Raw genomic sequence first — 9,347 nt, 5'->3', positions numbered from 1 at the left:
TGGCATTCAAATAGAAACAGAACAATCTGTCAACATCATGGCAAAAGTTACAGAAGATGTTCAAAATGGACTACATGTATCAGACGAAGCTATCACGAAGTTCCAAGTGATAAAGTCGAGTATGGATAAAATTACTCCTAAAATGGAAGAGGTATCTTCTGCATCTGAACAAATGTCAGCAAGTGTACAAGAGGTGACAGCTGTTACGGAGAATTTAGCATTCTCTGCACAAGGAAATGCAACTGCTTCAGAGGATGTTGCAGCGTCTACAGAGGAACAATTAGCTTCTATGGAAGAAATTAATGCTTCTGCACAAGCTCTTGCGCATATGGCAGATGAGCTAAAGCAGCTAATTAGTCAATTTAAATATTAACAGAATCAGACATAATAAAAATCACGATTCCTTTTTTAATGTACCCATTGTAAAGGACATTTTAAAAAGCTCTAGGCACTTGAAGAAGAGCCGCATGGTTGAATGCACCTTTAGTTAATTTAATACAATTCTTCTAAATTCCTTATTGAGTTGGGGCGATATCTAACGTTTTTTTATTAGATACTCCATATGCCAAAATCTCATTAAGAATAGATTGGAATAAGGATTGATAACTACTTTATCATTTGATTTCAACTCAAGCATTACTCAATAATAGAAAGATTGAAAGGCTTAGGAGATATACCTAAGCCTTTTTAGATGCTTTCATGAAAAGTTATGAATATAGCATTGGTTTTATGTATTTAAAAAGATTCCTTTGTTAGCGCTCTATACTTCAAAAGTGTTCATCAAAAGTATCTTTTTTATTGAAGGAGAGGGTTCTGACAAGCTCGGACAATAAAAAAAGATATAAAAAACCCCAGTGCAATACTGGGGAGACGGTTTGTCAGGTAAAATATTGTTATTTTTCTGGGTAATCTACATGTAATGGCGGTGGAACTAACCAACCTTTATTTACACAAATGCTTTTTTTTATTTGTATAACCAGCCTAATTAATCTTTAGTAGTTTGTTCGATAGAGCTTGCTTGAAAAGTAGTATAGCTTGTATTTAATGTTTGAATACACAGTCTAAAGGGTTTTGTATAAAGGCCGATTATTTGTGTTATATTGAAATTATTATTATCATTCAATCGTGGAGGTTTAAATGAAAGTCAGATATAACAGGCTATAGAAGCTATTAATAGATAAAAGTACGAAAAAAGCCAACTTCATGTAGCTATCGGTGCAAGTAAAAGCACCTTTGCAAAAAGTGGGGAAAATGAAAATGTTACGCTTCCCGTCTTACTTGGCATATGTCAAGTTCTTGAATGCGACTTTGGAGATATTATGGAAGCTATCCCCGATAACAAGGAAGGAAAAATACAAGTATGAATGAACATATTTTAATTGTTGACGACGAAAAAGAGATTGCCGATTTGCTTGAGGTTTATCTTAAAAATGATGGGTATACAGTATATAAATTCTACAATGGTGTGGATGCTTTAAAATGTATTGAGTCTATCAAACTTGATATGGCTATTTTAGATGTTATGCTTCCTGATATTGAAGGGTTTAAAATCTGTCAGAAAATCCGAGAGAAGTACTTCTATCCCGTTATTATGCTGACGGCAAAGGTTGAGGATGGCGATAAAATAATGGGACTTACTATTGGAGCTGACGACTACATAACAAAACCATTTAACCCGTTAGAAGTATTAGCGAGAGTTAAGACCCAACTAAGACGTTATAAGATGTATAACAATACATCCGAATCTGAGATTGTTAATGAATATGAATTAAAAGGATTACTAATTAATAGAGAAACTCACAAATGCTATTTGTTTGGAAAGGAAATTTCGTTAACGCCCAAAGAGTTCTCTGTTCTTTGGTATTTATTTGACCGTCAAGGCAAAGTAGTTTCTTCGGAAGAATTATTTGAAGCTGTTTGGGGCGAAAAATATCTTGATAATAATAATACTGTTATGGCCCATATCGGAAGATTGCGTGAAAAGCTGAACGAGCCTGCCAAAAAACCAAAGTTCATTAAAACAGTTTGGGGGGTAGGTTACACAATTGAAAAATAAAAAGATTGATTATAATAGGGAATATAAAGAGTTGCGGAATAAACTGTTTTCCAGAGCAGCCATTATCGTTTTCTCTGGCGCTGTTATTCTCTTTTTACTCTTTAGTGTTGTGCTAGAAGGGCGATTTGCAAATGGTGTAGTTTGGTTTCTTAATCGTGTGCTAAAAATAGATTACGATGTTGCAATGACTGTATATCAGCAAATCTTTGGGAATAATAAAGAATTAATTATGTTAGCCGCGTGCGCCGGTGTGTTTTTTATCCTTTTACGATTTTATCTTAATCAATTTACGAAGTACTTCATTGAGGTCAATCGTGGTATTGATGCGTTAATTAGAGAGGACACTGGAGATGTTATACTATCCCGGGAATTATCTGCTACTGAAAAAAAGATAAATCAGATTAAACATACCCTAGAAAAAAGGAAAGTGGACACCCAGCTCGCAGAACAACGTAAAAATGACCTCATTGTTTATCTTGCTCACGATTTAAAAACACCACTCACATCTGTAATAGGGTATCTTACTCTCCTCAGAGATGAAAACCAAATTTCTGAAGAACTACGAGAAAAATATTTATCCATTTCATTGGATAAGGCAGAGCGTCTTGAAGATTTGATCAATGAGTTCTTTGAAATCACCAGATTTAACCTTTCGAATATTACGCTTGAATATAGCAAAGTAAATTTGACACGAATGCTTGAACAGTTCGTGTTTGAATTCCGTCCGATGTTCGCAACGAAAAACTTAACATGTACTTTGCATGCAGCACCGGATATAATGCTGAAATGTGATGTGGATAAAGTACAACGTGTCTTTGATAATCTTTTACGTAATGCTGTTAATTACAGCTTTGAAGACACTGCGATCGAAGTATCTGCCGAGCAGGATGACAGTTATATAACATTAAAGTTTACTAATCGTGGCAATACAATACCAGAAGAAAAACTAGGACGAATATTTGAGCAATTCTACCGTCTGGATACTGCCCGTAGTTCAAATAGCGGTGGAGCAGGGGTGGGGCTTGCGATAGCTAAGGAGATTGTCGAACTTCATCAAGGTACAATATCGGCATACAGTGAAAATGAATTAACCTGTTTTGAAGTGACTTTCCCTCTTTCGTAGGAAATTTGTAAGAAATTCAATATAAAAATAGTAGAAAGTCGTCGTGATAAACAAATAAACGGCACTCTTGTTATGGATACAATTAATGTATCAAAACAAGGGTGCTTTTTGTTTTGAAAGGAATTAAACAAAGGAGTGTACACAGTGTCACGGAAAAGAGTAACACAGTTGTTTCCGTTTCTGCTTCCATTACGCAAATGGCAAAGGAAGCAACTTTTCTATTTAAAGATGCGCTTCGACGGCAACGAATATGCAAAGGAAACCGCCGTAATTAATTTGCCCTATGAAGTGTTTTCAACCTCATCATTGATGCTGAATAAAAACAGCGGATTTGATATGAAGTACCAAGTAAACAAAGTACACAATTTGAAACTTGCCGCAAAAACGCTCGACAAGTTCATTATAAAACCGAATGAAACTTTTTCATTCTGGCAACTTGTACGGTATGCAGACCGTTTGCAACCATACAAGGACGGTTTAAATCTAGTGGATGGGAAAATTGTAGGCTCATACGGTGGGGGTATATGTCAGCTCAGTAATATGCTGTTCTGGATGTTCCTTCATACTCCGCTAACGATTGTAGAGCGACACGGACACGCTGTTGAATCCTTCCCGTCCACAACAGAGGGTTTACCCTTTGGAACTGATGCAACTATTAATGAAGGTTGGTTAGATTTGAAAGTAAGAAATGAAACAGATAATACGTTTCAAATCAACATCTCCTTTGACGAAGAATTTATGTACGGTCACATCCGTTCTGACAAGGAGCAAACCTATAAATATAAGATTTTTAATCAATCTATTTCATATTACAAAGTTGGTAGCCAACTATTTCAAAAGGCTTCTGTTGATCGTATTAGAACAGATGTTACAACAGGACAAAACGAACAAGCCTTTTTATATAACAATACTTGTGAAATAGGTTACGAGCTACCTGATGACATTGAAATCATAAAACATGGAGGAAATAAAAAATGAAACCTAATATTGCAGTAATTTTCGGAGGGAATTCTTCGGAGTATCCCGTATCGTTACAGTGTGCTTTCTCGATTTTGGAAAACTTAGACGCTAAGAAATATACAATTATTCCAATTGGTATTACAAGACAAGGTGATTGGTATCGTTATGATGGAGAATTCGAACATATTCTTAATAACTCATGGCTCGATGACACCGATAACCTTACCCCAATTATCGTTTCTCAAAATTATTCAGTGGGTGGAATTGTGGAGCTTTCAGAAGAAGGTATCCGTGTTACTAAACTTGATTTTGCTCTTCCTTTATTACACGGGAAAAATGGTGAAGATGGAACTGTTCAGGGGTTATTTGAATTAGCAGGAATACAGGTTATTGGTTGTGATACCCTTTCTTCTGCTTTATGTATGGATAAGGATAGAGCACATAAACTTGTTCAAGCAGCAGGTATTGCTGCGCCAAACGCAATAACACTGCGAAAATCTACAATGCATGAAGCGCTTAGCTTATCAAAAGATTTAGCATATCCGTTGTTTGTAAAGCCCGTTCGTGCAGGCTCATCGTTTGGGATTTCAAAGGTTTACGAACAATCCGAATTGCAGGCGGCAGTTGATTTGGCGTTTGAACATGATTATGAGGTTATTATCGAGGAAGCTATTGAAGGATTTGAAGTTGGGTGTGCTGTTTTAGGAATAGATGACTTACTTGTAGGCAGAGTAGACGAAATTGAATTATCTAACGGTTTCTTTGACTACGCAGAGAAATATAGCCTAAAAACTTCAAAAATTCATATGCCAGCACGCATTGATGATGCTTGCGAAAAGAGCATTCAGGAAACTGCAAAAACTATCTATAAAACACTTGGCTGCTCAGGTTTTGCAAGAGTCGATATGTTTTTGACACCATCGGGAGAGATCGTATTTAACGAGGTAAATACTATTCCTGGCTTCACTTCTCATAGTCGTTATCCAAATATGATGAAAGGCATCGGTCTGTCTTATGAAGAAATTTTAGACAAGCTGATTGGTTTATACACAAAATGAAAACGATCATTCTAAATAAATCTCAAATTTATAAAGGGGACTTAATCCTTGTGAATGCCCACTATCCTGTTCACTCTCATAGCGTAGAAGGGTTTTCAATGGTTGATGAAAAGTATCCTGATGTGCGTATGAAGCGAAATGCTGTAAATGCATTACAGTGCATTTTTGAGAAAATCGGCTGTGCGGATCAAATTGTTGCAGTTAGTGGACACCGATCGCTAGCTGAACAAGAAGAAATATATGATGGTTCAATGCGTGATAATGGTCGAAGCTTTACTGAAAGCTACGTTGCTTTGCCTAACCATAGTGAGCATCATACGGGACTTGCAATTGACTTAGGATTAAAACAAGAGGTAATAGATTTTATTCGACCAGATTTTCCGTATGAGGGTATCTGCAATGAGTTTAGAAAAACGGCACCTTATTACGGCTTTATTGAGCGTTATCAATCAGACAAAGAAAAGATTACAGGGATTTCTCATGAACCATGGCATTTTCGTTTTGTTGGGTATCCTCATTCCGAAGTGATGGATAAAGAACATCTGTCATTTGAGGAATACATTGAATATATAAGGAATTTCACTTATAACAAAGAACATCTTCGTATAGTGGGCAATGAAGGAAAAGAAATCGAAATATTCTTCGTTCCTTGTCATACAGAAAAAGTGGAAATTACTTTACCCGAGCATTCTATTTATCAAGTATCTGGCAATAATGTAGACGGCTTTATTGTAACGGTGTGGGGGAGACAAAATGAACAGGAATAAAACGTATGCAGGCATTGATTATTTTAGGTTTGCTGCCGCATTACTAGTTATTGCCGTCCATACATCTCCATTACTTTCATACAGTGGAACAGGCGATTTCGTCTTAACACGGATTATTGCACGAATTGCTGTACCTTTCTTCTTTATGACAACAGGTTTTTTCCTGATTTCAAGGTACAATTACAATTCCGATAAATTGGAAAGCTTTATCAAAAAGACGTCCATTATATATGGAATTGCCATATTGCTGTATTTACCATTAAACATTTACAATGGCTATTTTTCGATGGATAACCTACTTCCAAATATCATTAAAGATATAGTTTTCGATGGTACTTTATATCATTTATGGTATCTTCCTGCATCGATTATCGGTGCTGCAATTGCGTGGTATCTTGTAAAAAGAGTAGGGGTGAGTGTTGCACTCATCGTTACTTCTGCTCTTTATGTAGTAGGAATGCTTGGTGATAGCTATTATGGGTTTGCAGAAAAAATACCGTTTCTTCAAAAAATGTTCGCGTTGATTTTTGAGGTATCGGATTATACGAGAAATGGACTTTTTCTTGCCCCACTATTCTTTGTCCTTGGCGGCATTATAGCGGATAAAGATAAAGCAATAAAAGTTACTTTCCAAAAAAGTGTTGTTGGGTTTGTAATATCTCTCGCATTTATGTTAGGCGAGGGAATGATACTGCACCATTTGGGCGTACAGAGACACGACAGTATGTATATTATGCTTGTGCCTTGTATGTTCTTTTTATTTAATGCCCTTACATATTGGAAGGGACAAAGAATGAAGGCACTCAGCTCATTAACTTTAATCGTTTATATTATTCATCCAATGATCATTGTTATAGTACGTATGTGTGCAACAATCTTACGTATGCAGTCTATTTTAATAGAAAATAGTCTAGTCCATTATGTTGTTGTATCTGTCCTTTCTGTCGTTGCATCCATTGTACTTTTGCGCCTTTATAGTCGTCTAGGTCGCAGTAAAAAGGTTCAAAAGGTACAAAAAGGTAAGGGTAGATCATGGATTGAGGTTGATTTGAACAATCTTAAGCATAATGCACGAATTTTACAAAAAGCAATGCCGAAAGACTGCGAACTGATGGCTGTCGTTAAGGCAGATGCATATGGTCATCGTACATTTGAAGTTTCGACATCCCTAAATAAAATAGGTGTAAAAGCCTTTGCTGTAGCCACTATAGATGAGGGTATTGAATTGCGCAAATATGGTATTCAAGGTGAAATACTAATTTTAGGCTATACATGTCCAACTAGAGCGCAAGAACTTCATAAATACAACCTTATACAAAGCCTTATTGATTATAATTATGCGGTTTCTTTGAGCTGCCAAGGTTACAATCTTAAATCACATATTAAGATTGATACTGGTATGAAACGCCTTGGATTTGATGTTGATGATCTATCAGGCATTTCTGAAATTTACAATACAAAGCAATTAGGTGTTTGTGGGATTTATTCGCATTTATGTGTTTCTGATAGCCTTTTACCTAATGATGTGGAGTTTACACAAACTCAAATAAGCCATTTTTATAGTTTGATAGGTAAGTTGTCGGAAAGCGGCATTAACCCTGGTAAGGTGCATATACAGAGCAGTTACGGATTACTGAATTATCCGGAACTCCAATGTGATTATGTAAGAACTGGTATAGCTTTATATGGAGTCCTTAGTTCTCCAACTGACAAAACTAAATTGAATTTAGACTTAAAGCCTGTTTTATCACTGAAATCCAAGATTATTCTTATTCGAGCGATAAAGAAAGGTGAAACGGTCGGTTATGGAAGAACATTTACTGCAAATAGGGATAGTTTAATTGCCATATTGCCTATTGGTTATGCTGATGGAGTACCAAGAAATTTATCTTACGGCAAGGGTAATGTGCTAATCGATGGGTGTCATGCACCAACAGTCGGTAGAGTTTGTATGGATCAACTTGCAATTGATGTAACGGATATCCCTAGTGTGGCAGTTGGCGATATTGCTACGATAATTGGTAGAGATGGTGAAATGGAATTAACTGCACCAGATGTCGCCAACAATTCAGGCAGTATATCAAATGAGCTGCTGAGCAGATTGGGAACAAGATTGATGAGCTTAACAAAATAATTTACAAGATAAAACATTTAAAAAAGAAAATAACTCTAGATATGACGGTTTGTCAGGTAAATCATTTTTACTTTTCTGGATAATCTACATGTAAATGGTGGTGGTACTAACCAACCTTTCTAAACCGAATTCAGACCCTGAAAAAATTGAGAAGTTGTTGAAGAAACAAGATACTGGGAATATGTGCTATGTAATGACATCGTTAAACGTACATAACCCTTTGACTGATCCAATCAAAGGGTTATGGTAATATTTTTTTGTATAATGGAGATTCTCATGTAGACCACTCGTTTGTTTCATTTTAGCGTCCGATAAGTATAACATAAGAACGATTTGAGCATCATATTATTCACCATTATTTTCTAGTTTGTGTATGAATAAAACTCAATTTATCAGGATTTAGAATAGAAAATATGGATTTTATTTTATTCCCTTCAAATTCAAAACTCATGACAACAATAACTTTTTCCCCATTCATGATTACAATACCAGTACTGCCATTGACCTCTACCTGCATAATGGAGTACTCTTCTCGCGTAAGAAATTTAGTTGCTAAAGCAATAAGAAGTTGTTTTACTCGTGTAGCACCGTAAATAGGTCTTACTGCAGCAGTTACTTTACCGCCTCCATCTGCATAATAAACTACGTCTCCCTGAAGAACTTCCATCACCTGCGTTATGTTTCCTTGCTGAATAGCACGAATAAAACTAGTAATCACATGTTCACGATCTGTTTTTACTTGTTCAACTGCCATTTGTTTTTCAAGCTCAGGAAGCATCTTTTTTAGCCTGCTTAAAATTTTTCGACAATTGTCTTCCTTCTTTTGTACAATTTCAGCAATTGTTTCATAATCATATTCCAAGACTTCACGAAGAATAAAGATCGCTCTTTCAATTGGATTTAGCTGTTCAAATAATACGAGCAAAGCATAAGAAACATCACTTTTCACCATCATTTCCTGTAATGGGTCCTTTTCTATAAAAACTATCGGCTCTGGTAGCCACGTTCCAACATATAGTTCGCTTTTATTTCTAGATGATTTCAACAAATCTAAACATTGGTTAGTGACCATTTTACATAGAAACGCTTTGATATTTCGGTTGTGCTTTACCTCATATCCATTTAGTTTGATAAACACATCTTGAATCACATCTTCTGCATCAGCAACACTGCCTGTCATTTTATAAGCAAGCGAAAATAAAAGTGACTTGTATTCGACGTAAAGTCGGCTTAGTTCAGTTTGTTCCAC

General features: G+C 36.0%; 7 protein-coding genes and 2 pseudogenes. 8 read left to right on the top strand and 1 reads right to left on the bottom strand.

Annotated features, from left to right (window positions below):
• The 8 genes and pseudogenes from PVA17_RS19775 to vanT form a co-directional block, all read left to right on the top strand.
• Window positions 1–373 (top strand): annotated as a pseudogene (locus PVA17_RS19775) (chemotaxis protein); the annotation flags it as partial.
• 826 nt (window positions 374–1,199) lie between these two features.
• Window positions 1,200–1,364: pseudogene (locus tag PVA17_RS19770) on the top strand (helix-turn-helix domain-containing protein); the annotation flags it as partial.
• Window positions 1,361–2,056 (top strand): VanR-ABDEGLN family response regulator transcription factor, encoded by a 696-nt coding sequence (vanR, locus tag PVA17_RS19765; protein WP_132359597.1) that lies wholly within the window; start codon window positions 1,361–1,363, stop codon window positions 2,054–2,056. The pseudogene PVA17_RS19770 and the gene vanR, both read left to right, overlap by 4 nt.
• Complete coding sequence (gene vanS, locus PVA17_RS19760; RefSeq protein ID WP_483308040.1) at window positions 2,046–3,179, top strand: vancomycin resistance histidine kinase VanS; 1,134 nt, start codon at window positions 2,046–2,048, stop codon at window positions 3,177–3,179. The genes vanR and vanS overlap by 11 nt, the downstream gene beginning before the upstream one ends.
• A gap of 144 nt (window positions 3,180–3,323) precedes the next feature.
• A complete protein-coding gene (gene vanW / locus PVA17_RS19755) occupies window positions 3,324–4,157 on the top strand; it encodes a glycopeptide resistance accessory protein VanW (protein ID WP_132359595.1) in 834 nt (277 codons plus the stop codon).
• Entirely contained in the window at window positions 4,154–5,197 is a 1,044-nt protein-coding gene (vanG, locus tag PVA17_RS19750; protein WP_132359593.1) for a D-alanine--D-serine ligase VanG, read from the top strand. Before vanW ends, vanG begins: the two co-directional genes overlap by 4 nt.
• Window positions 5,198–5,295: 98 nt before the next feature.
• Complete coding sequence (locus PVA17_RS19745) at window positions 5,296–5,964, top strand: D-alanyl-D-alanine carboxypeptidase family protein (protein WP_274068695.1); 669 nt, start codon at window positions 5,296–5,298, stop codon at window positions 5,962–5,964.
• Complete coding sequence (gene vanT / locus PVA17_RS19740) at window positions 5,951–8,098, top strand: serine racemase VanT catalytic subunit (RefSeq protein ID WP_274068694.1); 2,148 nt, start codon at window positions 5,951–5,953, stop codon at window positions 8,096–8,098. The genes PVA17_RS19745 and vanT overlap by 14 nt, the downstream gene beginning before the upstream one ends.
• Window positions 8,099–8,453: 355 nt before the next feature.
• On the opposite strand, the gene PVA17_RS19735 is transcribed toward vanT, so the two are convergent.
• Window positions 8,454–9,347 (bottom strand): RNA polymerase sigma-70 factor, encoded by an 894-nt coding sequence (locus PVA17_RS19735; protein WP_274068693.1) that lies wholly within the window; start codon window positions 9,345–9,347, stop codon window positions 8,454–8,456.

Origin of the sequence: Lysinibacillus sp. CNPSo 3705 (genome assembly GCF_028674935.1) — a bacterium.
Lineage (GTDB): Bacteria > Bacillota > Bacilli > Bacillales_A > Planococcaceae > Lysinibacillus.
The sequence above is the reverse complement of the archived record's forward strand: the minus strand, read 5'-3'. Positions and strand labels throughout refer to the sequence as shown.

Coding starts and splice junctions, on each gene's coding strand:
- vanR (WP_132359597.1), top strand. CDS start 1,361: ATGAATGAACATATTTTAATTGTTGACGACGAAAAAGAGATTGCCGAT.
- vanG (WP_132359593.1), top strand. CDS start 4,154: ATGAAACCTAATATTGCAGTAATTTTCGGAGGGAATTCTTCGGAGTAT.
- PVA17_RS19745 (WP_274068695.1), top strand. CDS start 5,296: ATGGTTGATGAAAAGTATCCTGATGTGCGTATGAAGCGAAATGCTGTA.
- vanT (WP_274068694.1), top strand. CDS start 5,951: ATGAACAGGAATAAAACGTATGCAGGCATTGATTATTTTAGGTTTGCT.